Genomic DNA, 24212 nt, shown 5'->3' on the forward strand with positions numbered 1-24212 from the left:
AGTAGGAGTGCCAATGGGCATGTTGGACTACTGTGTCGTCAGACACGTGAGCGACAAGCCTCTGAATTTATTCAGGGGCAATTGACTTGACCTTATGAACACTAATCGGCTAAATATAAAACTAAAAACCCAGTCAAAACAGCTAAAAAGTAAATCGCCCACACCGATAAAAGTCCAATTCAGTAAACGCCAAAAGTACTGGTGACGACTTGGCATCAACCGCAATTTCCAGTCGTCAAAGCGGGAAAGTAATTAAACTACCAATACAATCACACCTTTTACGGCACTATCCAATCAAGAATAAAGCGTTTTCGCTAGTACACCCAATCTTTTCGCTATAGACTGTGACTGTTTCAAGCAGTTTATCATATAAGAGAAGAGGAAATGTTATGGCTCGTTTAGCAGGTAAAGTTGCGATTGTTACTGGTGGCGTCAAGGGAATTGGATTGGCTTCGGCGAAAGCCTTTGCGCGTGAAGGTGCCAAGGTCGTCATCACGGACATCGACGATAAAGGCAGTGAAGACGCCTTAAAGGAAATCGGTCAGGATCAAGCTATCTTTGTGAAACAGAACGTTGCCAAGGAAGCGGGTTGGGAACCCGTTTTCGCCGCTGCGGAAGAAAAATTTGGTGCGGTCAATATCCTGATGAATAATGCGGGGATTTTACACTTTGACAATGCCGAGGAAATTGAAGAAGTTGATTGGCATCGCGTTCTCTCGGTTGACTTAGACGGCGTCATGTTTGGCGTTAAGCACGGCATTGCCCACATGAAGGCTCAGGGCGGGTCCATTATTAATCTGTCATCCATTGCCGGATTGATTGGGATTTCTAACCTATTTGCCTACAACGCAGCGAAGGGTGGCGTACGGATGTTAAACAAATCCGCGGCCCTCTACTGCGCAGAAAAAGGATACGCTATTCGGGTCAACTCGATTCACCCTGGCTACGTCCACACCCCAATGGTCGACGCCTACCCAGAAATGCGGAAATCGTTGGAAGATCTACACCCCATGAAGCGGTTAGCCCAAGCCGATGAAATTGCCAATATGGCACTGTACCTAGCCTCGGACGAGTCTTCCTTCTCAACGGGAGCCGAATTCGTCGTCGATGGCGGGTATACAGCACAATAAAACTGGTGTAAGGCGGGTCATGTTGTTACCCGCGCGTTTAGTTGGGTTAGAACTAGTGTTAGCTGCAAGGCTGGTGGAAATGGACTCAGCCGTGGGAATTGCCTTAGCGGCGGGCTTTGCCACTTAGGCAATTGATATCTTTGAGACGCTTGAGCGGCTCAAAGTAAGCGCGGAGACCGTACTTTGGCTCCGGGCGTTCGCCCACAGCGTCCCGGTCCATTTCCACCAGCCTGGAGGCGCTGTCGTACAGGAATCTAACCCAAATTAAAAGTGTTACTGGACTCCGCATAGTCCGGTAACACTTTTTTGATGCTAAAGTAGGTTAAGAATTCCCCAGATCAATAAGATGGCTAATAGAAGCAATAAAATAATCAGAGAAACGCGTGGTAGCCAACGCATCGAATCCCCCCTAAGCCGCTCAACTAATCTCAGTATAACAATAAAAAAGGTTAACGGCTACAATCGTCTAAATCGTCCAAATTTTGACGATAACGCTAATCTTGGTGAAATTGGTCAAAATCAGCAGGTACGGGGGCCGTTACGGTCGTTTCCCCCTGATCGAGGGTAAATGGTTGGGGAAATCCCAAACGCCAACAGTGAAGCCGTAAGCGGTCTTTGCTGGGTGGGCCATAAAGGGGGTCGCCAATCAGCGGATGTCCCGCCGCGGTGAGGTGCACGCGTAGCTGGTGGGTTCGCCCGGTTTCTAGCCAAAGCTTGACGAGCGTGGCGTTGCCGCGGTGTTCGAGGACTTCATAATGGGTGACCGCGGACTGAGCATGAACGCCGTTAACTAGGCGTTTGCGTTTATCCTCAGGGTCGCGACCAATGGGGGCCGTGAAGGTGCCGCTGCCAGTCAGCTGACCGTGTACCCAGGCCAGGTAGGTTCGGTGAACCCGTTTTTCAGCAATGTTGCGCACCATAATTGGCACAACGGCGGGCGTCTTCGTCATCAGGAGGGCGCCAGTGGTTTCCTGATCCAACCGACTGAGGATGTAGGGTCCGGGTGCGTCTGGTCCCAAATAGGCGGCGACGTGGTTCAGAGTCGTACCGCGTTCCCAGGGTAAATTGGGATGGGTCTTACTGCCACGAGTCTTGTTGACGACAAGGAGGTCGGCCGTTTCGTAGAGCACACTAACGGTCGCGGCGCTGTCGGGCCACACGTCGGGGAAGGGCTCCTTAAAGTCCGTGGGCACAAACGTCAGCGTGACGGTCTCGCCACCGCTTACCAGCTGATTCATCGAGCGGTACAGGCCGTTGACCAAAACGCGTTGGTGAATGCGTAGGTCGTGGACCAGGTGACTAGGCAAGAGCCAGGCCGTCAGCAGTTTTCGTAGCGGTTGTGCGGGTTGCGTGGCGGGAAGGTTAATTTCGTAGGACCAGTGCATGGCAAACTCCTTTCGACAAAAATAAGGTCGGGAACCAGTCCCGACCTTACGTTGATGTCAAATTTACTTGATATTTTCAGGCTTGACGATCAGCACGTCGCAGATTGCGGAACGGCTGACGTAGTTGGTCACGGAACCGACCATTAAGCGTTCAACGGCCGTCAGACCAGTTGAACCGATCACAATCAATTCAGACTTGTGGTCAGCAGGGAATTCCCGCGCAATAACGGGCTTGGGATTCCCAAACCGCACGTGAATGCTGACGTCGGGAACACCGGCATCAATCGCCTGTTGCTTCAAGGCGTCGAGTCGATCCTGAACGTCTTGGGAAAGCTTGTAGATGACGTCACCACTAACGGCACCGCCATAGGTATCGCTAAATTGGTTCACTTCGAGCACGTTTAAAATGTCTAAGTGGGTCTTGTTGCGCTTAGCGACTTCGATTGCTTTTTCTAAGACTGGTTGGGTTGCCTTGGAACCGTCAACGGGAACCAGAATGTTCTTGTATTGTTGTAACATATGGAATGCCACCCCTTCACGAGTCATGTTAAAACTTTACCTTAACTATATCATTTATTGCCGAGAGTGTAAGCATTTTATTCCTGAAAATGTATTTGAAAAGTGATGAAAAGGCCGTGGGGTGGGCGCGTTTGCAGAAAGTAAAAAAATCTGACGGAGCCGGTCGTTAGAGTCGATTAGCCGGAATGACCATCAATGCTGTCGCGGCGACGTTAAACCGCTGTTTCATTAAAATGTTAATTTTGCGGGTCAAGTCGTAAATGGTGGCCGCCGTCATTCGAGGATTTACGGCGATGGTGACGCTGACCATGATTAAATTGCCATCGTAGTAGGCCTTGAGGAAGACAACGGACTGGACGTCGGGCAGCTGGGCAATTTGGGTGCGGTAGGCCTTTTCCAAGGCGGGGTCAAAGTAATCGACCAGGTTCAGCGTACTGTTGCGAAAAATTTTTACACCGGTCCCCAGGATGTAGAGACCCAAAATTAGACTGGCAACGCCGTCAATCCAGGTGGCATGGAGCCAAGCGATACCGAGAATCGTCAGGACCGTCACGAGACTGGTCAGTGCGTCGGTCCAGGAATCACGGGCGGCCGCTGCGAGGGCGGAATTACTGAGCACACGGGCCCAATGGTGATTGGTCGCCCAGAGAAAAAACAGAATCAGACTAGAAATGCCCGCACCCATAACGGTAAGGCCAGCTTCCAGGTGATAGGTCGGTCGTTGAATCAGAACCATGGTGGCCTGGTAGACGACGCCCGCAGCGATTACGACCATCACGAGTCCCGCAATCAGCGTATAGATGGTTTCGAAACGAAAGCGCGACTGCTGAATGCGCGGGCCAATGGCGTGTTGTTCTTCGGGAGAAATAGGGGCGCCCCACATGTCATCGTCATCCGTTTTGGCCGCAATGTACAGGCCAGTCATTAACAAGCCGGTCGAAAAAATTCCAGACAGGTTATTGAAGGCATCGGCTCGTAAGACCTGAGAGTGGCCAATCTGGGCGCAAAAATATTCCACCAAGAAGAGTCCCAGGTAGGCGGCAACGTTTGTCCAGAGGTGATGGTGGGCCCGTCGGAGATTGGTGACGGCTGCTTGTTGGACCTGTTCCCAGCCGGGGGAGTGAATGGCATTCATGGCAATCACCTTCTCATTGAAATTGGCGCTTAGTATCGTCCAAAATAGGTGTTGAGGCAAGTAAAACCAGGTCGTTAGGGAAGTCGTCAAACCAATGATAACGAAATAAATATGGGGACAAGTGAAGTCACCTGATTTTAAGTAGCTAAAGATAAGGTTAGCGGTCTTCATTAAGTACAATAATCGTTATAAACGCTGGCAGAACAAGCTTTCAGCCCTTGGCAAACGAGAGTGAATCACGTATAGTCGCACCTATAAAGAGATAAGAAATTGAGGGGGAATGACCGATGACAGGAGGATCAGAATTAGCGTGGACCGACGCGATTTGGACCTTTGTGAAGGTCGGCCTGGTGCTGATTTTTCTGAGTGGCATGGTCTGGCAGTTTCGCCACCGACGCAAGTAAAAAGGGGATGCAGGGATGCTGAGAAGAGAAATATGGCAGTACACGGGACAGCACTATCTACGACTATGGGTTTTGGTGACGGCTTTACTACTGACGCTAGTGGCAGCGGGTTTCCAGCTTAAGTATCATATGGCGGCCTTGGGTGGCTTGGATACGTTGGCAGTGATGTTGCCTGGCTTGATTTTGAGTACGACGCTCAGTAACCGGGAAGCCTCGTTGTTACCGATGACACGCTTAAGCTTGGTCGCACTGATCAGTGCTGGCTATTTGGTCTTGCTGGGCGGTGGGTTATTTCTATTGCTGCAATTACCCTGGACGAATCCATTGACGGTAGACACCGCAACGATGACAGCTCTGGCGTATGGCGGAGCCACGGCGTTACAGGGACTGGGCGTTATCTGGTTACTCCTAGTGAGTGTCGGGACGCTGCAGCTGATTGTGGGGCTGTATTTTCGTCGGTTACCTAGCATTGTTCCGTGTATTGTTCCGGTTCTGGGGCTAATCACTCACGGTATTCTCTCCTTGACGGCAGTGCCGTGGAGCTATTCGGGCGTCTTTGCCATGGAGTTTATGGTGATGCTGCCGTTCCTGACAATTGCGGGAACGGGTAGCCTAGTGGCGGTCTACCTGTATCTGGTGACACACAAAAACCGCCGAATCCCGAAAGATTCGACGGTTCATCTGAGCGAATAGCCCAACTGATTCTAGAAGATTACTTTAAGCTTGAAGAAGTCAAACTCAAACTGCTCCAGAACTCGTTGTTCTTAGGACTCATGTCAAAGCCCTTAACCCGCTTGTTCACTGGACCCCAGTTGTAAGAGAAGGAACCAGGAGCAACGGCGGCTTGGTCGTTCATGTATTCTTGCCAGTCCTTGAAGGCCTTGGTCCGGTAAGCATCGTTCCAAGCCTTATTGTTGTTCATCTTGTTCATGAGTTCAGTGTTCTTCTTGGAAACGAAGTGACCCATGTTGTAGGTTGCGTCTTCGCCGTACAGTTGTGTAGGGGTAGGTTCTGATGATAAGCCCCAAGCAGCGGCGTAAACGTCAATCTTGCTTTGCTTTGGTGATTGTAACGTAGAGTAGAAGCTGTTCATTTCCATCGTCTTACCACCAGTGAATTGTACATCCAAGCCAACCTTGTGCCATTGTTGCAGGTAGTCTTGGTATTCAGCAGCTTGAGCTGAGGTCCCAGTCATGGCACCGAAGTAGATGGTTAACTTCTTGCCATTAGGATCTGAACGCCACTTGCTACCGTTACGCTTCTTGTAACCAGCGTCAGTCAGTAACTTGTTAGCTTTCTTGATGTTCAGTGGGTAACCCTTGGCACTAGCGTCGTAGTACTTATCGAAGATTGGTGGAATCAGGGTGTTGGCACGCCAAGTAACCCCGTAACCAAACTTCTTCGTAACGGCATCCAAGTTCAAGGCGTACATCATAGCTTGACGTAAGCTCTTGTTAGCCATCTTGCTGTTCTTGTCCATGACGTTCTTTTGGGACTTCGTGTCGTAGTGACCAACGTTGAAACCAAAGTAATCGTAGGAAAGAGCAGGTTGACCAACTAACTTGTAGTTCTTCGTGTTCTTCAATTGCTTGTAGTCGGTCCCATGCATAACGGAACCAGGAACGGTGAAGTCGTACTTGCCAGATTGGATGGCCTTGTCGATGTTGTTAGAAGAAACCACGTTGATGCTGATGTGCTTGATTTGTGGCGTCTTGCCGTAGTAGTACTTGTTTGGTGACCAAGTGGTTGATTCACCTTCAACGACCTTATCCAGCTTGTAAGCACCCGTGAAGATTGGGGCCTTCCGGACTTGGCTGGAGGAAGCTAATTTAGCAATTGGGACGTTCTTGATGTATTCGTAAGGTTCAACGGTACTCCAGATGAAGGAGTTCCCAGAGTACTTCATGGCAGGGGTCACGCTGTCTAGGTGAATGACAGCAGTCCGGCCCTTTTGACCATCGGGATAGGTGATCCCAGAAATGGTCTTGGACTTACCAGTATGGTAGGCAGCCATCCCTTTGATGTGGTTGAAGTCAGCAGAGTATTGTTGAGAAGTCGTCTTTGGGTTAGCGATAACTTCGTAGGCGTACTCAATATCCTTAGCGGTAACCTTGGAACCGTTAGACCACTTAGCATCGCTCCGTAACGTAATCGTGACAGTCTTAGCTTTCCGGTTGATCTTTTGGTTAGCCAGCCCACCATCAACAATCTTGTAGTTCTTGTCAACTTTCCAAAGGCTGTCGGAACCACCAGGTGCGAAGACGTCTGCATCTTCAGAGTTGGTAGCTAAAACGGAATCAGAGATCCCTTGGAATGGTGAGTCGTTTGGTTCTGCGACCTTCAATGTACTGTTCTTCGTAGCGGTCTTGTCGGTTGCTTTCGTGTTGTTATAAGCTGGTGAGAGCTTAACAGAAGCAGTCGTCCCGCTCTTGCTGGATGAACTCTTGTTGCTGGAACATGCAGCGAGGCTAACAGTCGCTAAGACTGCCATCGCTGACAATGCGAGTTTTTTCTTATCCATGCTATGTTTCCCCCTTGTTTTTAAAATCCTCATTTTAACGCCAATTGGTTCCCCTCAGAATCAATCGGTAAAGCGGTAACGCAACAGATGAACGTGTGACATTGAGTGGCACCATCTCCTCAAATGGGTTAAATTTCATCTAGTCGGCGGCTCCTTGTCGTTGCGAAGCATCCGCAGCACGACGAAGAACTTGACCGACGTAGCTAATTGATAAACAAAGAATGATGATTTCTAACGCAGCGGGTAACCAAGTCCACCAGTATTGGGTGATGTTGTTAGGGTCGTTAGCGTTAGCAATCATAGTCCCTAGGGAAGGCGTCTGACTTGGCAGTCCGAAGCCCAGGTAGGAAAGCCCTGTTTCAACCCCGATGTTTTCGGCGAAGGATAACGTACAGTCAACGATAATCAATGACGAAATGTTCGGCATGATTTCGCGGAAGATAATCTTCCAGTGATTGGTCCCAGAAGTTCTGGAAGCAGAGACGTAATCCTTTTCCGATTCGGCTAAGGTCCGTGAACGAATCAGCCGTGACGTGCCTTCCCAGTAGAAGATGGAGAAGATCAGTGTCAAAGTGACGGAGTTGTAGTGGGGGATGATGGTTACCAGAACAATGATCATCATGGTCATGGGTAACATCATCATGAAGTCGTAAACCCGTTGCATGCCCCAGTCGATGTAGCCGTTGAAGTAACCGGAAATCAAGCCCCAGCAAATCCCAAAGGTGGAGGAGATAACGGTCAACCCAATGGCAATCCCGATAGAGTTACGGGAGCCCACAATCAACTGCTTGGCAACGGAACGACCACCAGAGTCAGCGCCCAACCAGTATTCCGGTGTAAACGGCTGGTTGAAGTAACCCATGATGTTTGTCTCCATCATTTTAGGGGTGTTGATAAATAAGGCCCCAATCATAACGAAGAGAATAAAACCAACAATAATGAAGAGTGCAGCCATAGCCGGTTTGTCGGCCTTGAATTCGCTCCAAATAATTTTAGCCGTGAAAGGTGTGGCTTCAGCCTGCGCTTCCTGTGTTAAACGGGCCAAATCAGCTGCGGAAACGTCTGAGTGTTGTTCGAAATTTTCTGCCATTCTGTTTAGCCTCCTTATTCAATCCGAATTCGTGGATCGACAATACTCAAGATAATGTCTGACAACAACGTCCCAATTAAGTTCAAAATCCCGTAAATGAGGACCAACGCGGTGATAACCGTGTAGTCCCGGTAACTAATCGAGTTCACGAACAACAGGCCCATCCCAGGGTAAGAGAAGACGGTTTCGGTAAAGATGGAACCGTTCAGTAACCCAGTGATGGAGTAGCCGGCGAACGCGGCGATAGGTAACAGGGAATTTCTGAAGATGTGGTGACGGTAGATATCCTTGCTAGGAACCCCTTTAGAACGCGCAGTCCGCACGTAGTCAGAGCCCTTAGCGTCAATCACTTCGGAACGCAAGTACTGGACGATGTTAACCGTCCCGAACAAGGCCCCTAAGATACCTGGCAAGAGAATGTGGTAGAACCGACTACCAATTGTTTGTAGCCAGCCACTCCCACTTGCTTCGGCCGAGATTGACCCAGTCGTTGGGAACCAACCAAAGACGTAACCGAAGATCCAAATCCCAATAACTAAGATAACGAAGAAGGGGATGCAGTAGGTCACGTAGGTGTAGACCCGGATGATGGTATCAGGTAATTTACCTTCATGCCGACCGGCGAAGACACCCATTGGTAAGGCGAATGCGTAAGTTAAAATCATGGTGAAGAGGGCCAACCACAAGGTGTTACCGGCCCGGCCAGCAATTAAACGGGTTACGGGTTCTTGGTATTGATAACTGTTCCCTAAATTACCGTGGAACAAGTGGACGACCCATTGCCAATATTGTTGGTACCAAGGGTCATACAACCCATTGATCTTCATCAAATGGTGAATCTGTTGGGGGTCAGCCTTAGGGTTGATCGACCCGGTAAATGGGTCACCAGGCATCGCCTTAGCGAGGAGGAAGACCAGGATACTTAGGATAATGACTTCTGGAATCATAATTAAGAAACGACGGAGAATTGTTTTCCACATTAGGCCTGCACCTCCCCTTCCTGGCTGGCAAGTTGTTTGGCGATGTTTTCAGGTAAGGCCACCGCGTGGGTGGGGCTGACCTGAATCAACGGGAAGGCTTCACCGTTTTCGTCATAGTATTTGCTTTGCTGTTCTTGGTAGATTTTTTCAACGGCCAGCCGGGAAGCTCGGTGAGCCGCCCGTTGGTTAACGTTCGTTTCGGGGATGGCAGCCAGTAGCCGTTTCGTGTAGATATGTAACGGGTGGTTGTAGATATCCTCTCGCGTGCCAATTTCAACTAAGCGACCGCGGTTCATGATGGCAATGTTATTACACATGTGCCGAACAACCCCCAAGTCATGGGAGATAAACAGGTAGGAAATCCCAAATTCACGTTGAATCTTTTTCATAAAGTTTAAAACCTGTGCTTGAACGGAAAGGTCCAAAGCTGAAACAGGTTCGTCAGCGATGATTAACTTCGGGTTCGTGGCGACGGCCCGGGCAACCCCGATCCGTTGCCGTTGCCCACCAGAGAATTGGTGAGGGTACTTGTACAGCGCATCGGCATCCAGTCCAACAATATCAAGGAGTTGAAGAACGCGTAATTTTTCATCATCCTTACTGAGGTGCTCGAAGTTACGGAGCGGTTCAGCGATGATATCTTCAATTCGTTTCCGGGGATTCAAACTGGAAAGGGAATCTTGGAAAATCATTTGGACGTCTTGGTTGTAGTCCAACTTGGTGCGATTGGCTTTCTTGGTGATGTCGACGCCCTTGTACATAATGGAACCACTCGTGACTTTTTCCAGGCCAACGACTGATTTACCAGTCGTTGATTTGCCGGAACCAGATTCACCAACCAAACCGTAAGTTTCCCCGGCTTCAATGTTGAAGGTGATGCCATCAACGGCCCGGACGGAATCGGTAATGCGGTTCCAGAAGCCAGTCCGAATCGGGTAGTGGACTTTCAGATCTTTGATTTCAATTAAGCTCATACGGTCACGCTCCCCTTCTCATCTGGAAATGAAAATTCTTTGTAGCAGGTGCAACGAACTTCGTGGCCCGGTGCAACTTCATGCATGCTAGGATTTTCTTCATGGGCACTGGCTGGCACCCAAGGAATCCGTGGGGCAAACCGGTCGCCGGTGCTAGGCATCTTCTGAAGGGAAGGGACGTTACCTTTGATGACGTAGAGGTCATCGTTTTCGTTGTCTCGCTGAGGCATTGACCGCAAGAGAGAACGCGTGTAGGGATGCTCCGGCGTGTTGAAGACTTGTTCCGCGGTGCCTTCTTCAACGATCTGGCCCGCGTACATCACAGCGACTCTGTCGGCCGTTTCAGCCACGACACCCAAGTCATGAGTGATGAGGATGATGCCCGCGTGGTTTTCTTTTTGAATATCGCGGAGAACATCCAGAATCTGTGCTTGAATGGTCACGTCTAAGGCAGTTGTGGGTTCGTCGGCAATGATTAAGTCTGGCTTGCAGGCAATAGCAATCGCGATGATGACCCGTTGCCGCATCCCACCGGAAAGTTCATGAGGAAATTGATGAGCAGTCCGCTTGGGGTTCACAATCCCAACTTCATCGAGTAGTTGTAAAACGCGTTCGTGCTTTTCTTCCTTAGATAAGGAAGTATGGTAATCCATAACTTCACTAATTTGATCTTCAATGCGCTTCAGTGGATTCAAAGCGGATAATGGGTCTTGGAAGATCATCCCAATCTTAGCGCCTCGGAAGTCGTTGTACCCATCATCATCGAGGTTAAGAAGGTTGGTACCTTCAAAATCAATTTCGCCGGAAATTTTTGTTTCGGCTGGGTCATGCAGACCCATGATCGTGGTGGCTAACGTACTTTTGCCACAACCTGATTCACCAACGATGGCGAGAATCTCGTCATGGTGGACTTGGAGGTTAATGTGGGAGATGGCGTCGTAGAATTGGCCATTAATCTTGAAAGCCGTGCTGACGTCTTTGATGTTCAAAAAGTTTGATGCGGTTTCCACGGAAATCCCTCCCCAATGTAGTGATTCTAATATATCTCTCATTTTTGAATAAAGCCCGGTGAATAAACTTCTTTTCGTATTCAATTCGGTCCTTAACAATAATTGTGTTTGATTATAGTTAATCAAATTCTCATTTACAACCCCAAATTTAAATAATCCGGCCATGAAATCTTCATAGAATCCTCACAAACTTTGCTATATCAATCATCGCAGACTATTTATAAAATGATAAAAAATTTAACCTAAAACCAAATAGTTGGATAATCTGCCTACCAAACCATTAATTAATAGGATTAACCTATACACTCAATTGAAAAAATATGCATGTATATTCTGAATGAGAAAGTTCTTAGCAATTTGGTTTATACCTTCAAACCACTTCACAAGGTGTGGTATGATACCAGTAATAACTACAGAATTTTTGAAAGCGATGGCTGAACGATGAGATTAGACTTTTCTGTTGCAGTCCACAGCTTGCTTTACCTGGACGAAAATCGTCCCCGAAAAATTGCGAGCCGGGAGTTGGCAACATCCTTACAACTGAATGCGGTCATGATTCGAAATATCCTGTCCGTTTTGCACAAGCAGGGCTACATTGAGGGCTCTGTTGGTAAGAACGGGGGGTATCAACTGATTCGTGATCTTGCCGAAATCAACGTGGGTGAGCTGTACGATCTGACGATTCCGCCGACTATCAGCTATGCGCGGTTTATTACGGGTGACTCCAAGGGGACGAAGGCCAGTGACAATACGGATATCTCTGCGAACATTTCGCAAACTTTGACGGACTTGTTTACGCTGGCTGACGAAGATTATCGCAAATTTTATCATCAATTTACGATGACCGACCTGAAGGAAGACCTTCATCAGCACGGTTTCTTCCGCAAGCTGATTAACCACGACTAGGGCTTTAATTAGCAAGCAGATTGCTGCCTTTTGGTAAGCAAAGCAGGTATAATACAGATGTAGATAAGGAATGGCGGCCACGGCCACCATTAATGTCGTCGGAAATCGCCCGGGGTGAACCTGGACGATTTTTTTAGTATAAGAGTGTGGAGCAGGGCGGTTAGCTGGCGAGCATTAACGGCGTAACGGGAATGACCCCGAACTTGGGTCGTTTTCGTTACGGTGTTAAGCGGAACCAGCTGCCCTGCGGAACACGTTTCGAAGGCTGCCAGATTAGGGATATAGAGGCGAGAGCCAGTCAAACGCACTAAGCAAATGCAGTCAATGACCATCAAGCAGGGCAGGAGTTCCGGGCCTTTCTAAGCGCAGGGACCTGGTTGGTGGAACACGTTTCGGAGGCTGTCAGTTTGGGAACGGAATGGCGAGAACCAACCAAACACAGCCAGAAATCTCAACCAACCATCTTTCACCAACCCAATGTCACCGAAAAAAGTTCGTGAAATTCCCGGCCAATCAGGATTTATCACCGCAACTAACGACAAATTTTCAAAAATCCTTTCCACTTTGTAAGCTAAATTGTAATCGGTTACAACTCGTGCTATGATTTAAAGTAACCGGAAAAGTTACCGTATGGGACTGGTCCGGGTTGGTTAATTTGAAAGGGGTTTTTAGGTTATGTATTGGTATGCCATGAAATCACACGATATTCGTCAGAATTTAGCAACGGAACAATACTTGATGAACAACAAAAAGTTCGATGAACCGTTAGTTTTGTTCTACTATGAAGGACCTTGCATCATCGTTGGTCGTAACCAAAATACACTGGAAGAGATCAACCAAAAGTACGTTGAGGAAAACAACATCACGGTTACCCGTCGGTTATCGGGTGGCGGTGCTGTCTACCAAGACCTCGGGAACCTTTGCTTTAGCTTCGTGGTTGATAGCGATAGCGAAGAATTCGGGGACTTCAAGTCCTTCGTTCAACCCGTCGTCGATGCTTTACATGAAATGGGCGCCACGACTACCGAAGTTTCTGGCCGGAATGACATTTTAGTCGACGGCAAGAAGTTCTCCGGTAACGCGATGTACTCGCACAGCGGCAAGACCTTCTCCCATGGTACCTTGATGCTGGACGTGGACCAAGATGTGATTGCACATGCCTTGAACGTCCCAGCTGACAAGATGAAGTCTAAGGGAATCAAGTCCGTCCGTTCACGGGTCACGAACTTAAAGCCTTACTTAGCCCCTGAATATCAAAACTTAACGGTCCCAGAATTCCGCGATACCTTATTAAAGGAACTGTTCCACGTGGATAGCCTGGATGCCATTAAAGACAAAGAAGTTGTTATCGAAGACAGCGAAAAGGCTGCCATCGAAAAGATTTACAAAGACTACTACAGCAACTGGGATTGGGTTTACGGCAACTCCCCAGAATTCACGGTTAAGAAGCGTCAACACTTTACGGCCGGCACGATTGATGCTCGCTTGTTAGTTGAAAACGGGAAGATCAAGAACATCAAGTTCTACGGTGACTTCTTCGGTCCTTCTGACGCAACGGAATTGGCTGACAAGTTAGCCGGCGTCCGTTACGACCGTGAAAACGTCGGACAGGTTTTGAACAGCGTTAACACGCAACTCTACTTCAATGGGATTGATACCAAAGATGTTTTGGACTTGCTGGTTGATTAGATTCCCGTTAGTTTTCGGCGATTAGCTGATTTTCCGCCGGGAATAAGTTAGAATAGAATGGAATTGACTAAGACGTGGTCGGTTTGACTGCGTCTTTTATTTTAGGAATTTATTGAGGAGTTTATTTTAAAATGAAAGATCGTAACGTGATTGCCTGGGCCATTATTTCCATGGTCGGCTTTATTGCTTTAAATTTTCTAATGTCCCGGCCCTTCGTTGACTCGCCCAACGTACAGATGACCATGGCGGAGTTTTGGCACACAACGCTGATTGCGTTCGTACTTTACGCTGTGCCAATCGTGTTGGCGGCTTTGAACTGGAAGCCATCCTTCTACTTCATGGGGTTGGTCATCGCGCTGTACACGTTGTCACCGGTTAGTGTGATCATTAACATGTGGACGGACAGCAGCGCCAGCATCATGATCAAGATGTTGATGTCAGCGTTTGGCTTGGCATTGATTGTCGCCAACGGCTACTGGCTGGTCCTGGCATTACGGTTACGGCTCCGGCAACAAAAAATTGCGGACGCCAAGCGATTCGCTGCGAAAAAATAGAGGTGTAAGGCATGAAACGAGAAATTCAAGCATTTATTGACGCGGTCGCAGCCGATGAAATTCAACATTTCACGGCGGACACCACCGAAAAAGACTTTTTCAAGGATCCGGATGGCCTCATGGCACCCTTAGCGGCCTTCATCCGTGAACAAATTGGTCAGGATCAACTGGCCCAAGCCACGCTCAACGTGACTGACACGGACGTTTCTGTGCGTCTGGAGATGAGTGTCATCAATCTGCCGATGCAGGATAGCAAAACGATTGGTAAAATTATGGAAACCACGGATGAGGCTGAGCTGAACGTGTACGCCGTTATCGAAACACCAGATATCAACGTTTCTGGGTTGCGTATCGACGCTTTGGCACCTGCGACGACTTACGTGGATCAGGCCAAGGTCGCTGACCAAAGCCTCCACGACTGGTTAGGTCTTCAGATTGAAAAGCTCCAGGCAGCGGCGACCAACGAAGCCGCTACCGACGTACCGAATGCGGACGTCACTAAACCGGCAACTAAGAAACTGGCGACTAAAAAAACAGCTGCTAAGAAGACGACACGCAAGACAACCACGAAGCGCACGACCGCTGCCAAGAAGCCCGCAACCAAGCGGACTACGACGAAACGGGCAACGACCCGGAAGACGACGACAAAGAAGTAGCCTTGTCTTTTGCGACTAAGTGTGCTAATATAGCTTCTATGCGATGAGTCGAGAAATCACGCGTCCCTTGCTTGCAAGGAGCGTCCGCACAAGCGGCTAGGTGAATTTGTCAGCAGGGCACATATGTCACCGTATTGTGACGTGTCTGATCTTGAGGGAATGTGGATTCCGAGACGGATCCGTTCGGGAGACCGAACGCTGTGTGAAAAACGTCCAATCAGTCTTGTACTGGTTGGGCGTTTTTTTGCGCTGAATTTGCGAGGCACAGAGCTTAGGGTTACAGACCATTCTGCTCAGTTAGTGACTTCCCCCTTGAATTCGTTAAGGGGGGCTTGCTATACTTAGCCCAGCACATTGGTGAGGGGCACTGACATATGGCAAAAAATACCAAACAAGAATTGTCGGCGGCACTGTTGACGCAGCTCCGGACAACGCCGGTTGATAAGATTACCATCAAATCCATCGTGACGGCCTGTGACCTGACGCGGCAGACCTTCTACAACCACTTCAGCGACATTTACGAGTTGGTTGAGTGGACCGCTAAGCAGGCGACCGCCGAGTCACTGCAAAATGTGGCGGACTATGACAACTGGCAACAGGGGTTCTGTAACGTGATGACCGCGATTAAAGAGAACCGATATCTCGTGCAGAACACCTACGAGTCAGCCTACCGCGACCTTTTAGAAAAATACATATATACGGTGCTGTACCAGTACATCATCGCCGTGGTCGAGCGCCAGGCGGCGGGGATGCGGGTCGCTCAGAAGCACAAGGATTTCATCGCGCATTTCTATAGCTTGGCCTTTATCGCACTCATTTTCGAGTGGGTCAAGGATGGCATGCGGGAGGACCCAGCCGACATCGTCGAACAGACTGGCGTGTTGGTGCAGGGGGATTTTCAGAAGGCGTTACAGAACTATGCCGAGTAATTGACAAAATCGGGGAGCTGTCAAAATTTTGACGGTTCTCTTTTTTTGTCAATTGTCTTGTTGGCGGGCGGGCCTTATCTTAAAGACAAGCACCTAATCCCAAACAAAGAAGGTCATCTTCATGAATATCTATCAGACGATGTATCATCCACTCAAACCCGCTGGCATCGACGACCGGCGGGCCAACATTGTTGGTGGTGGGATTGCTGGGTTAGCCACCGCGGTCTTTCTTATTGACGACGCGCAGATGCCTGCCCGCAACGTCACCATTTATGAAAAGAAGCCAGTGATGGGCGGCTCCATGGACGGCACCAAGGGCAATCAAGGTTATCTGTGTCGGGCCGAACGGGAGCTGGAACCCTACATGGAATGTTTGTGGTACCTGTGCAGCAAGATTCCCTCACTCGAGAATCCCGGGCGCACGGTGTTAGATGACGTGGTCGACTTCAACCGCGATGAACCCATTCACAGCGAGGCGCGGGTCATCGTGAACCAGGGTGAGATCGACAGTCATTACCATGATTATAAAATGAAACCCGAATACGCGGCCGCCATGGAAACGATTATCAATTCCACGGAAGAAGAATTGGCCAACAAACGGATCGATGAATTTTTCGACAAGGATTTCTTTAAAACCAATTTCTGGACCTGCTTCCACAGCCAATTGGCCTTCAAGCACTACCACAGTGCCATTGAATGCCGGCGTTACTGGCAACGGTTCACCTTCATTTCCCGGCACGAATACCTGGAAGGGTTCGTCCACACCAAATATAACGAATACGATGCCATTATTTTACCGATCGAACGCTGGCTGATTGACCAGGGGGTCCACTTTGAAAACAACTTCAACGTGACCGACCTGGGATTCTCCGATGCCAACAACACGGTCGATGAAATTATTGCGACTCAAAATGGTAGCGCTGCCAACGTTGACGTGCAACGCCAGGACCTAGTCTTCGTCACCACGGGGTCCATCAGTGAAAACAGTACCTTTGGCGACAATCACACGGTGGCCGAAACCAACCGCGATACGCAGGATATGGGGACGTTTACCATCTGGCAGAACTTGGCCAAGAAGGACGCCAAGTTTGGTCATCCCGAGAAGTTCCTGGGACAGATCGACAAGACCAAGTGGATTTCCTTCTTCCCAACGGTCAAGAACTATCCGGAATTCTTCAAGCGCATCGAGGAACTCTCTGGCAGTCCAGCCGGGACCGGTGGCCTCATGACGTTCAAGGATTCCAACTGGGATCTTTCCTTTGAAATTCACCACAAGCCATTCTTCCCATACCAAGCCGACGATGAAGAGGTTGGTTGGGGTTACGGCCTGTACGGCGAAAATGAAGGGAATTATATTAAGAAACGCATGTGGGACTGCACCGGTGATGAAATTTTGACGGAACTGCTGTACCACTTGGGCATGTTAGACATCAAGGACGAGGTACTGGCCCACACCTACATGTCAACGACCATGATGCCGTACTGTACCAGTCAGTTCATGCCACGGCAAGCCGGCGACCGGCCACTGGGCGTCCCAGCAGGCTGCACCAACCTCGGCCTGCTCGGGCAGTTCGTGGAAATTGACGATGACGTGGTCTTCACGGTTGAAACCTCCGTTCGGACCGGGTTAGAAGCCGTTTACAAGCTGCTTAACTTTGACAAACGGCCAATCGAGGTCAACCCATCACGTTACGACGTCCGCTACCTGTTGCAACGGATCAAGCGGTTCCAAGGCATCACCGGTGACGTGACCGCCGCTGATTTGCCACAGGTTGATCCTACCCAGTTACCAGCACTGACGGCCAAGCTGTTGAAGCTGGTCAACGCCGTCCCACCGTACTATCAGATGTACCTGGGTCGCGACCAAACCATCCCTCAAAAGGCTGCAGTGTTGCATCCCAAGGCCCCGCACAGTAAGTAACCATACACCTCCGCTGTAGATGCTGTACGGCCCTACCTGAAAGTCGTCCCTTGTGGGCGGCTTTTTTGTCGATAATCTCAAGTCCCGGCTAGTGCAGAACTGTGCTATCCTAAAACTATCTTGAATTTTGAGGGGACTTACTAAATGGATAAAGGACGGGTGGCGGCTTTCACGGATGCCGTGGTGGCCATTGTGTTAACGATTATGGTGTTGGAGTTCAAAACGCCAGAGGAGCCGACGTTTGCGGCGTTGGCCAGTGAGTGGAGCTATTTTGTGGCTTACTTGATTAGTTTCTTGTTTATTGGCGTGGCTTGGTACAATCATCACTACATGTTTGCGCTGACCAAGCGGGTGACCAAGAGTATTTACTGGGTCAACAATCTCTGGATTTTGGTGATGGCGATGCTGCCGGTGTCCACGGCCTGGGCCGGGCGCTTTATCATGGATGTGCAGCCAGAACTGTTTTACTTCATCATTTTCACGTTCTGGGCGTTGGCCTATGCCGCGCTATCTTATACGGTGATGCGGGTCAATCGGAAACGGCATCCCGAGATTGCGCGGAAAATTCAGTGCATGCCAGCCTACCGAATTCACGCCAGCGTGTGGTTTTGGCTGGTCTGGGTCATCGTGCTGGGCTTGATTTTTGTTTGGCCGCCAATCTCACTGCTCTTTACCTTAGGCGAGCTTATCTTGATGGCGGTTCGGACATCGGATGACAGCGACAAATTGTTTTAGAGGGGTTTAACGACATGCAAGATGAAATTTTTAATATTCCGGCCTATTTTTATTTAGGCTGGCTGATTCCGCTGTTCTTTGGCGGGGTCTTTACCATTAGTTACCGGATTGAAAAACGCCGACTGGGCAATGGTATTTGGTTTTCGCTCTTTTTCTATTCGTTTTTGGCGTTACTCGCGATGACGATTCTGGGGACCAATAACAAATGGCTGATTGTCATCAGTCTGGCCTTATTCGTGATTTTGCTGTTACTGATTGGGGTGGTCTTTGCCCTCCAAGCATTCCTGTTGCTGTGGAATGCTTGGATCGTTTGGAAACGGGAGAGCCACACGTTGGCCAACATGCTGACGTTGTTCCTGGGCATTGCCATTCTACTGGCGCCATTTCTGACATCACTGATGACGCGTTATCTGCCCGTACCAGTGGCGTCCGGCATCAGTCTGTTTGCCGCGATGGTGATTTTCTACGTCCTATTCTGGTTCTACAACTACCTGACGATGCTGGTGATTTATCAATTTAATCATCCCCGGTATAAGCAGGATTATTTAATCGTGCTGGGAGCGGGCCTGTTAAATGGCAACGAGGTCTCCCCACTGTTGGGACAACGAATCAATCGCGCTTTGAAATTTTACCGCAAGCAATTGCGTAAGATCGGCCAAGGTCCCGTGATTATTTTCTCCGGCGGCCAGGGTGGTGACGAAACGGTTCCCGAGGGTGTGGCTATGCGTCAATATGCCATTGACCATGGCTTGCCACCTGAACAGGCGATTGCCGAAGATCAGTCGAAGACCACCTACGAGAACATGGTTTTTTCCAAGAAAATCATTGCTGACCGGGGGACTGTTCAGCCACGGGTGACCTTCGTGACCAACGGCTACCATACGTTCCGTGCGGGGATGATTGCCCGCAAGGCCGGTCTCAAGGCCAACGGAATTGGTGCGCACACCGCGAAGTTCTTCCTGCCGAATGCTATTTTGCGTGAGTACATGGCGATTTTCGTGGGGAATAAGCGCTGGCATCTGGTGGCAGTGGGGCTGATGCTGGTGTTGACGCTGGTCCTCACCTGGGCCGAATACCACGGGTGAAAATGCGACTAGGTTGCGGTGGGGGTCGTTCCCGGCGGCGGATTCAAAGTGCCCTGCTGTGGGGCACGGTTCCGGCCTGAGAGGCGGTCCGGCACCTCGCCTTTGAGCCAAAGAGCGGTCTCAAAGGTCGTCCCGTGGTCTAGGTTGGGACAGAACCCCAACCAAGTCCACCGACACAGCTGGGCACTTTGATCCGCCTCTGGTCACTGACACTGACCGCGCGGGTTCATTTTCACCAATTCTGGGATTAACGTTGGTGCTAATCTGCATGGGGGTAATTTCTGCGTAGTGGGGGCAGCGCTATTTTAAATAGATGAACAGAAAATTCTCAAAAATTAGCCAAAAAAAATCGACCAGTCCGAACCGGACCAGTCGATTTTTTTATTCATCGCGATGTGCTTGGTAACTGGCAAATGCTGCGTAGCCGAGTGCGGCCAGCAGGATGCTCCCCAAACCGTAAAACAAGATGTTCCCCAATGCTACCATGACAGCGTTCCTCTCTGTGTGACTTAACTTGTCATATCATAGCAAAACTTCGTGGTAGGGTAAATAGTCTGAGGGGCAATGTAATATTACATTTTGTGAGAATGGGGGAGCCTGAGTCGCTACCCGAGAAGGTGCTGGATTCACCTATTTAACCAAATAAACGTGGTCCTGGACCAGGTCAATCTGGGTGTAGTGGCGGTTCAGATCACGGGTTTCCTTATTCTCTAACAAGTGGGCATGGTTCCAGAAGTCTTCGGAACCAGTGGCGCCGTGGGGTTCGCCCAGAACGACGAAGTCCACGTCCTTATCCGTGGCGCGAATCGCCTGCAACAGGTCCCAATCCAGCGGTAAGCCGTCCGGCGACCAGGACATCACGACCACGCCGACCTGGTCCTGGTATTTCTGCCAGGCGTCCGTGGCGGACAGGGCCTCAATCGCAGTCAGGGGATGCCGGCCGGTTTCATTTTCCGCGGTCCACGCCTGACTATCCGTGGCGTACACGGTCTTGTGCGCGTCACGTAGCCCCTTTGAAATGTAGCCGTTACCCGCCATGACTTCCAGCACGGCCCGGTTGCCGACAAATTTAGCCAGGTCACTCACGAAGGGCGCCGGCGTGTAGGCCCACATGCCGTAGTGCGTTTCCAAATAATCCCGGAAGGAGCGCAAATCGTGGTCTAGCTTGGGCAGCGCGTCGGATAACTCGTTCCAAATCTTATCGCCGGTCTCGTCGCCAGCGGGGTAACGGGTATTGAGCTTTTGGAAAATCTGATCCTGGCTGTCATCGGGCAGTTGAAGCAGGGGCATCTGTTGGGGCAGGTCGCCCGCCGCCAACATTTTATCTGCTAAGAGCACGTTACTGATTAAAATCTTAATGGATGGGTAATCATTAAATTGATGATAGTAGGCCGTCATGCGTTCAATGTAGCTGGTTTTCCGTTCGCTCAGCGGGGCGTGACGGACTTTTTTCTTGAGTTTTTGCAATTTCTTGGGATTCACGAGTGGGGTCCTTTCTGGTGCGTAACACTGATAGAAAAGGCCGGCTGATTAGCGTTCGCTGACCAACCGACCCGATAATTAATGGTCGTCTAAATGAAGATCTAATTCTTCTTGCTGGTTCGGTTCCGGCGTGGTGGCGCGGTTTTCACGGCCATGCAGGTAACCGTCGATCAACTGGTAGATTTCGTAGCGGTCACGGCCACTTAACAGTTCACGGTTGAAACTCAACTGCTTACCGGACAGGAAGAGGCGGCCGAGGTCGTATTCGTCTCGTTCGGCTTTCCCTGTTAAGTAGTCCATGGTCACGTCAAAATATTCCGCAAGTTTCCGAACTTCCAAGAAAGAAGGGGTCCGAATGCCCCGTTCCCAGTTGCCAATTTGTGACGCTGTGTTGGCATGCTCTTCCGGTTCGCCCGCTTGGGCATTGAGCGCCGTTGCCAGTTGTTCTAGTGTAATGTGTTGGCCTCTGCGCAAGGCCCGCAGTCGTTCTGAAAACATCCCAGTCACCCGTTTCTTTCCAGTTTATGATAACTCTTATTATACCACTCTCTGTGGTTTTTAAGGGAAACTTGTCCGGAGCGGGGTTGTCGTTGCCATTGCCTCCGGGCCGGTGAAAATGGGCCGTGGCGCTGTGGGCGCACGTCCGAAGCCTGAGAAGCGGTCTTCGGACTTACTTTGAGCCTCTGGGAAGCGAGTCTCAAAGATAGCAGTTGCCTAAGCGGGAAACCCGCTAAGGCAACTCCCACGGCTGAGCCCATTTTCACCAGCCCTGCGGCTGACAGCGACGTAACCCCGTCCGACAGGTGTTCTGCTGGTTTTGGTGAGAATGGTGGGGAAGGTGTCCGTTCCCGGCAGCGGGCTCAAGGTGCCCTGCTGTGGGGCCGGTTCCAGCCAAAGGGCGGGCTTCCACCTCAACTTTGAGCCTGAGGGGCGGTCTCAAAGGTTGTCCCATGCTCTAAGTAGAGAAAATCACTCTACTAAGACTATCGACACAGCCGGTCACCTTGACTCGCCTCTGGTCACTGTCACGACCGGCCCAGTTTTCCCAGCCCTGCGGCTGACAGCGGCGTAACCCCGTCTAACAGGTTACGCCGTTGTCATCTGCCGGGATGTTTTTTACGATCATTTGTCGAGCGGGCGATAGGTTTCAGTCACTAGATACTTAGCGACTAATTTTTACTTTCGATAACTAGTTTAACGCAGCTCCTACTTCACCAACGGGTCCGTCAAGCGCATGAACTCTGCGACGTCGCGCTTGATTAGCTTGACGCCGGCTTGCCAGAAGTCTGGTTGGGTCAGGTCGACGCCCAGGTGCTTTTGGGCCAGTTCTTCGCTGGTCATGTTGGCCGTGTCCCGCAGTAATGCGATGTAGTGGTCCTCGAAGTTGCCCTCTTGTTGGGCCTTGGCGTAGATCCCTAGGCTGAACAGGTAGCCGAAGACGTAGGGGAAGTTGTAGAAGGCCGGTTCGTCGATGTAGAAATGCAGCTTGCTGGCCCACAGGTGTGGCGAGTAGGTCGATAGGTCATGACCGAAGGCTTCCTTTTGAGCGTTGAGCATCAGTTCGTTTAACTCGGCTGGTGTGACCAGTTTTTGTTGGCGCAACTGATAGAAGCGCGTTTCAAACAGGTAACGGGCGCGGATGTTTAGGAACATCGCAACCGGGTTATCCATCTTGGCGTTCAGCAGGGCAATCTTCTCGGCGTCGGTCTTGGCTGCCTTGACGTTGGCGTCGGCAACAATTAATTCGCCAAAGGTCGAGGCCGTTTCCGCGACGTTCATCGCGTAATCCTGGCGGAGCTGCGGCAGGTCATCGATGACGCTGGAGTGAAAGGCGTGGCCGAGTTCGTGAGCCAGGGTGGCCACGTCGTTTGGTGAGCCGGTGAAGGTCATGAAGATGCGAGATTCATGGGTCTCTGGGGCACTTTCCATCCAGCCACCAGGCGCCTTGCCAGCGCGGTCTTCGGCTTCGATCCAGTTGTGTTCAAACGCATGTTGGGCCAGCGCCGCCATTTTCGGGGAGAACTCGCCGTAGTGCTTGATAATAAAGGCCGCTGCCTCGTCAAAGGTAAAGTGGTGTTCGGCACTGCCGGGCAGATTGAGTGGGGCTTCCACGTCCTGCCAGCCAGCGTGCTTCTTGCCTAACAGGGCCGCCTTACGGTCGAGGTAGTCTAGTAAAAATTGCTTGTTGTCGTCCACGACCTGCCACATGGTGTTCAGGGTCGCCGCGCTCATCCGATTATCCTTTAACGGTTCGCGGAGAAAATCAGTGGTGCCATGAGCGGCGTACTCGGTCAACCGGAAGCCGGCCAAATGGTTCAGCGTGTCGGCAAAGAGTTGTTCCTTGTCCGTCCAGGCCTGTTCCCAAGCTGGGAGAAGGGCCGCGCGGTAATCGGGGTCGGCGTTACCCAGGAGATTGTTGTCGGCTTGACCGGCTGACAGGGTCGTTGGGTTGCCATCGGCGTCGTGGAACGGCACGTTCACGGTCGAGACCAGGGAGTCGTAGTGACTGCTCCAAGCGGCCTTGCCGTCGAGGTTCAAGCGGCTGATCAGGGCCTCGGTCTTGTCGTCGAGCAGTTCCTTGCCGTCGTCGCGCATTTCTTTTAAGTTAAACGCGATGGGTTTCAGGTCGGGGGTGGCCAACATGGCTGTGAAATTGGCGTCGGGCACTTGGACCAACACCTTTTTCAACTTGCCACTGACGTTTTCCGCCTGGTTGGCTAAGCCGCGGAGTTCGGCCTCCATGGGCGCCACGTCGGGGTTCGCGCTGTCCGCAGAACCGACCGCCGTGATGAACAGACCGGCTTGGCCAATGGCGGCGCCAATTTCTTGCAGTTGCGTGATGAGTTTAACAAATTGTTGGTACTGGGGTGCATCGCTCGCGGCGTCCCAGCGGTCCAAGAGATCGCCCAACGACGCAATGGCCGTCCGGGTTTCGGTCAATTTCGTTTTCAGTTGGGTGGAGTTGATACCACCCGCAAACAGTGAGTCTAAATCCCAATTTAACGCATATTTCATGGCGAGGCCTCCCTATGTAAGTTGTGACCATTATAGCAAACTTCAAAACGATTGCGCTCACCGAAAGAACTTCGTATACTTACCAGAGGGAG

At 50.5% G+C, this 24212-nt stretch carries 21 protein-coding genes; 10 read left to right on the forward strand and 11 right to left on the reverse strand.

The window, feature by feature from the left end:
- The first annotated feature begins 389 nt into the window (after positions 1–389).
- The gene (locus JUF13_RS10290; RefSeq protein ID WP_203639617.1) at positions 390–1130 is read left to right on the forward strand and encodes a glucose 1-dehydrogenase; all 741 of its coding nucleotides are present in this window, start codon (positions 390–392) and stop codon (positions 1128–1130) included.
- Positions 1131–1624: 494 nt separating this feature from the next.
- On the opposite strand, the gene JUF13_RS10295 is transcribed toward JUF13_RS10290, so the two are convergent.
- From JUF13_RS10295 to JUF13_RS10305, 3 genes are all read right to left on the reverse strand, one after another.
- Positions 1625–2515: an RluA family pseudouridine synthase gene (locus tag JUF13_RS10295; RefSeq protein ID WP_203639618.1), complete on the reverse strand. Its 891-nt coding sequence runs from the start codon at positions 2513–2515 to the stop codon at positions 1625–1627.
- A 63-nt stretch (positions 2516–2578) separates the two neighbouring features.
- Entirely contained in the window at positions 2579–3034 is a 456-nt protein-coding gene (locus JUF13_RS10300; protein ID WP_125765236.1) for a universal stress protein, read from the reverse strand.
- 166 nt (positions 3035–3200) lie between these two features.
- The gene (locus JUF13_RS10305; protein ID WP_203639619.1) at positions 3201–4169 is read right to left on the reverse strand and encodes a cation diffusion facilitator family transporter; all 969 of its coding nucleotides are present in this window, start codon (positions 4167–4169) and stop codon (positions 3201–3203) included.
- A 419-nt stretch (positions 4170–4588) separates the two neighbouring features.
- Here JUF13_RS10305 and JUF13_RS10310 point away from each other — a divergent pair, with 419 nt between their 5' ends.
- Entirely contained in the window at positions 4589–5266 is a 678-nt protein-coding gene (locus JUF13_RS10310; RefSeq protein ID WP_203639620.1) for a hypothetical protein, read from the forward strand.
- A gap of 19 nt (positions 5267–5285) precedes the next feature.
- On the opposite strand, the gene JUF13_RS10315 is transcribed toward JUF13_RS10310, so the two are convergent.
- The 5 genes from JUF13_RS10315 to JUF13_RS10335 form a co-directional block, all read right to left on the reverse strand.
- Positions 5286–7094, reverse strand: coding sequence for an oligopeptide ABC transporter substrate-binding protein (locus JUF13_RS10315; protein ID WP_203639621.1), 1809 nt, complete (start codon positions 7092–7094; stop codon positions 5286–5288).
- 139 nt (positions 7095–7233) lie between these two features.
- Positions 7234–8184, reverse strand: coding sequence for an ABC transporter permease (locus JUF13_RS10320; RefSeq protein ID WP_203639622.1), 951 nt, complete (start codon positions 8182–8184; stop codon positions 7234–7236).
- Positions 8185–8198: 14 nt separating this feature from the next.
- Positions 8199–9164 carry an ABC transporter permease gene (locus tag JUF13_RS10325; protein ID WP_125765231.1) on the reverse strand — a complete coding sequence of 322 codons (966 nt, stop codon included), beginning with the start codon at positions 9162–9164 and terminating at the stop codon, positions 8199–8201.
- On the reverse strand, positions 9164–10138 hold the full coding sequence (locus JUF13_RS10330) for an ATP-binding cassette domain-containing protein (protein WP_125765230.1): 975 nt from the start codon (positions 10136–10138) through the stop codon (positions 9164–9166). The genes JUF13_RS10325 and JUF13_RS10330 overlap by 1 nt, the downstream gene beginning before the upstream one ends.
- Complete coding sequence (locus tag JUF13_RS10335; protein ID WP_203639623.1) at positions 10135–11148, reverse strand: ABC transporter ATP-binding protein; 1014 nt, start codon at positions 11146–11148, stop codon at positions 10135–10137. Before JUF13_RS10335 ends, JUF13_RS10330 begins: the two co-directional genes overlap by 4 nt.
- A 441-nt stretch (positions 11149–11589) precedes the next feature.
- On the opposite strand from JUF13_RS10335, the gene JUF13_RS10340 reads away from it, so the two are divergent.
- The 8 genes from JUF13_RS10340 (at position 11590) to JUF13_RS10375 (ending at position 19623) form a co-directional block, all read left to right on the forward strand.
- Positions 11590–12054 (forward strand): Rrf2 family transcriptional regulator, encoded by a 465-nt coding sequence (locus JUF13_RS10340; RefSeq protein ID WP_125765229.1) that lies wholly within the window; start codon positions 11590–11592, stop codon positions 12052–12054.
- 675 nt (positions 12055–12729) lie between these two features.
- The gene (lplA, locus tag JUF13_RS10345) at positions 12730–13743 is read left to right on the forward strand and encodes a lipoate--protein ligase (RefSeq protein ID WP_203639624.1); all 1014 of its coding nucleotides are present in this window, start codon (positions 12730–12732) and stop codon (positions 13741–13743) included.
- A 131-nt stretch (positions 13744–13874) separates the two neighbouring features.
- A complete protein-coding gene (locus JUF13_RS10350) occupies positions 13875–14297 on the forward strand; it encodes a hypothetical protein (protein ID WP_203639625.1) in 423 nt (140 codons plus the stop codon).
- Positions 14298–14308: 11 nt separating this feature from the next.
- Positions 14309–14953, forward strand: coding sequence for a hypothetical protein (locus JUF13_RS10355; protein WP_225893687.1), 645 nt, complete (start codon positions 14309–14311; stop codon positions 14951–14953).
- 374 nt (positions 14954–15327) lie between these two features.
- Complete coding sequence (locus JUF13_RS10360) at positions 15328–15882, forward strand: TetR-like C-terminal domain-containing protein (protein ID WP_203639626.1); 555 nt, start codon at positions 15328–15330, stop codon at positions 15880–15882.
- A gap of 121 nt (positions 15883–16003) precedes the next feature.
- Entirely contained in the window at positions 16004–17803 is a 1800-nt protein-coding gene (locus tag JUF13_RS10365) for an oleate hydratase (RefSeq protein ID WP_203639627.1), read from the forward strand.
- A 144-nt stretch (positions 17804–17947) separates the two neighbouring features.
- The gene (locus JUF13_RS10370) at positions 17948–18538 is read left to right on the forward strand and encodes a TMEM175 family protein (RefSeq protein WP_203639628.1); all 591 of its coding nucleotides are present in this window, start codon (positions 17948–17950) and stop codon (positions 18536–18538) included.
- Positions 18539–18552: 14 nt separating this feature from the next.
- Positions 18553–19623: a YdcF family protein gene (locus JUF13_RS10375; RefSeq protein ID WP_203639629.1), complete on the forward strand. Its 1071-nt coding sequence runs from the start codon at positions 18553–18555 to the stop codon at positions 19621–19623.
- A gap of 630 nt (positions 19624–20253) precedes the next feature.
- Here the strand turns inward: JUF13_RS10375 and JUF13_RS10380 are convergent.
- From JUF13_RS10380 to JUF13_RS10390, 3 genes are all read right to left on the reverse strand, one after another.
- Positions 20254–21105: an SAM-dependent methyltransferase gene (locus tag JUF13_RS10380; protein ID WP_203639630.1), complete on the reverse strand. Its 852-nt coding sequence runs from the start codon at positions 21103–21105 to the stop codon at positions 20254–20256.
- A gap of 78 nt (positions 21106–21183) precedes the next feature.
- Positions 21184–21603, reverse strand: a complete 420-nt coding sequence (locus JUF13_RS10385) for a helix-turn-helix domain-containing protein (RefSeq protein ID WP_125765220.1) — start codon at positions 21601–21603, stop codon at positions 21184–21186.
- A 708-nt stretch (positions 21604–22311) separates the two neighbouring features.
- On the reverse strand, positions 22312–24120 hold the full coding sequence (locus JUF13_RS10390) for a M3 family oligoendopeptidase (protein WP_203639631.1): 1809 nt from the start codon (positions 24118–24120) through the stop codon (positions 22312–22314).
- Between the last annotated feature and the right edge of the window lie 92 nt (positions 24121–24212).

It is taken from the genome of Levilactobacillus wangkuiensis (genome assembly GCF_016861605.1).
GTDB lineage: Bacteria > Bacillota > Bacilli > Lactobacillales > Lactobacillaceae > Levilactobacillus > Levilactobacillus wangkuiensis.

Bases quoted from the DNA above. Each gene is read 5' to 3' on its own strand.
- JUF13_RS10290 (WP_203639617.1), top strand. From the start codon at position 390: ATGGCTCGTTTAGCAGGTAAAGTTGCGATTGTTACTGGTGGCGTCAAG.
- JUF13_RS10295 (WP_203639618.1), bottom strand. From the start codon at position 2,515: ATGCACTGGTCCTACGAAATTAACCTTCCCGCCACGCAACCCGCACAA.
- JUF13_RS10300 (WP_125765236.1), bottom strand. From the start codon at position 3,034: ATGTTACAACAATACAAGAACATTCTGGTTCCCGTTGACGGTTCCAAG.
- JUF13_RS10305 (WP_203639619.1), bottom strand. From the start codon at position 4,169: ATGAATGCCATTCACTCCCCCGGCTGGGAACAGGTCCAACAAGCAGCC.
- JUF13_RS10310 (WP_203639620.1), top strand. From the start codon at position 4,589: ATGCTGAGAAGAGAAATATGGCAGTACACGGGACAGCACTATCTACGA.
- JUF13_RS10315 (WP_203639621.1), bottom strand. From the start codon at position 7,094: ATGGATAAGAAAAAACTCGCATTGTCAGCGATGGCAGTCTTAGCGACT.
- JUF13_RS10320 (WP_203639622.1), bottom strand. From the start codon at position 8,184: ATGGCAGAAAATTTCGAACAACACTCAGACGTTTCCGCAGCTGATTTG.
- JUF13_RS10325 (WP_125765231.1), bottom strand. From the start codon at position 9,164: ATGTGGAAAACAATTCTCCGTCGTTTCTTAATTATGATTCCAGAAGTC.
- JUF13_RS10330 (WP_125765230.1), bottom strand. From the start codon at position 10,138: ATGAGCTTAATTGAAATCAAAGATCTGAAAGTCCACTACCCGATTCGG.
- JUF13_RS10340 (WP_125765229.1), top strand. From the start codon at position 11,590: ATGAGATTAGACTTTTCTGTTGCAGTCCACAGCTTGCTTTACCTGGAC.
- lplA (WP_203639624.1), top strand. From the start codon at position 12,730: ATGTATTGGTATGCCATGAAATCACACGATATTCGTCAGAATTTAGCA.
- JUF13_RS10350 (WP_203639625.1), top strand. From the start codon at position 13,875: ATGAAAGATCGTAACGTGATTGCCTGGGCCATTATTTCCATGGTCGGC.
- JUF13_RS10355 (WP_225893687.1), top strand. From the start codon at position 14,309: ATGAAACGAGAAATTCAAGCATTTATTGACGCGGTCGCAGCCGATGAA.
- JUF13_RS10360 (WP_203639626.1), top strand. From the start codon at position 15,328: ATGGCAAAAAATACCAAACAAGAATTGTCGGCGGCACTGTTGACGCAG.
- JUF13_RS10365 (WP_203639627.1), top strand. From the start codon at position 16,004: ATGAATATCTATCAGACGATGTATCATCCACTCAAACCCGCTGGCATC.
- JUF13_RS10370 (WP_203639628.1), top strand. From the start codon at position 17,948: ATGGATAAAGGACGGGTGGCGGCTTTCACGGATGCCGTGGTGGCCATT.
- JUF13_RS10375 (WP_203639629.1), top strand. From the start codon at position 18,553: ATGCAAGATGAAATTTTTAATATTCCGGCCTATTTTTATTTAGGCTGG.
- JUF13_RS10385 (WP_125765220.1), bottom strand. From the start codon at position 21,603: ATGTTTTCAGAACGACTGCGGGCCTTGCGCAGAGGCCAACACATTACA.
- JUF13_RS10390 (WP_203639631.1), bottom strand. From the start codon at position 24,120: ATGAAATATGCGTTAAATTGGGATTTAGACTCACTGTTTGCGGGTGGT.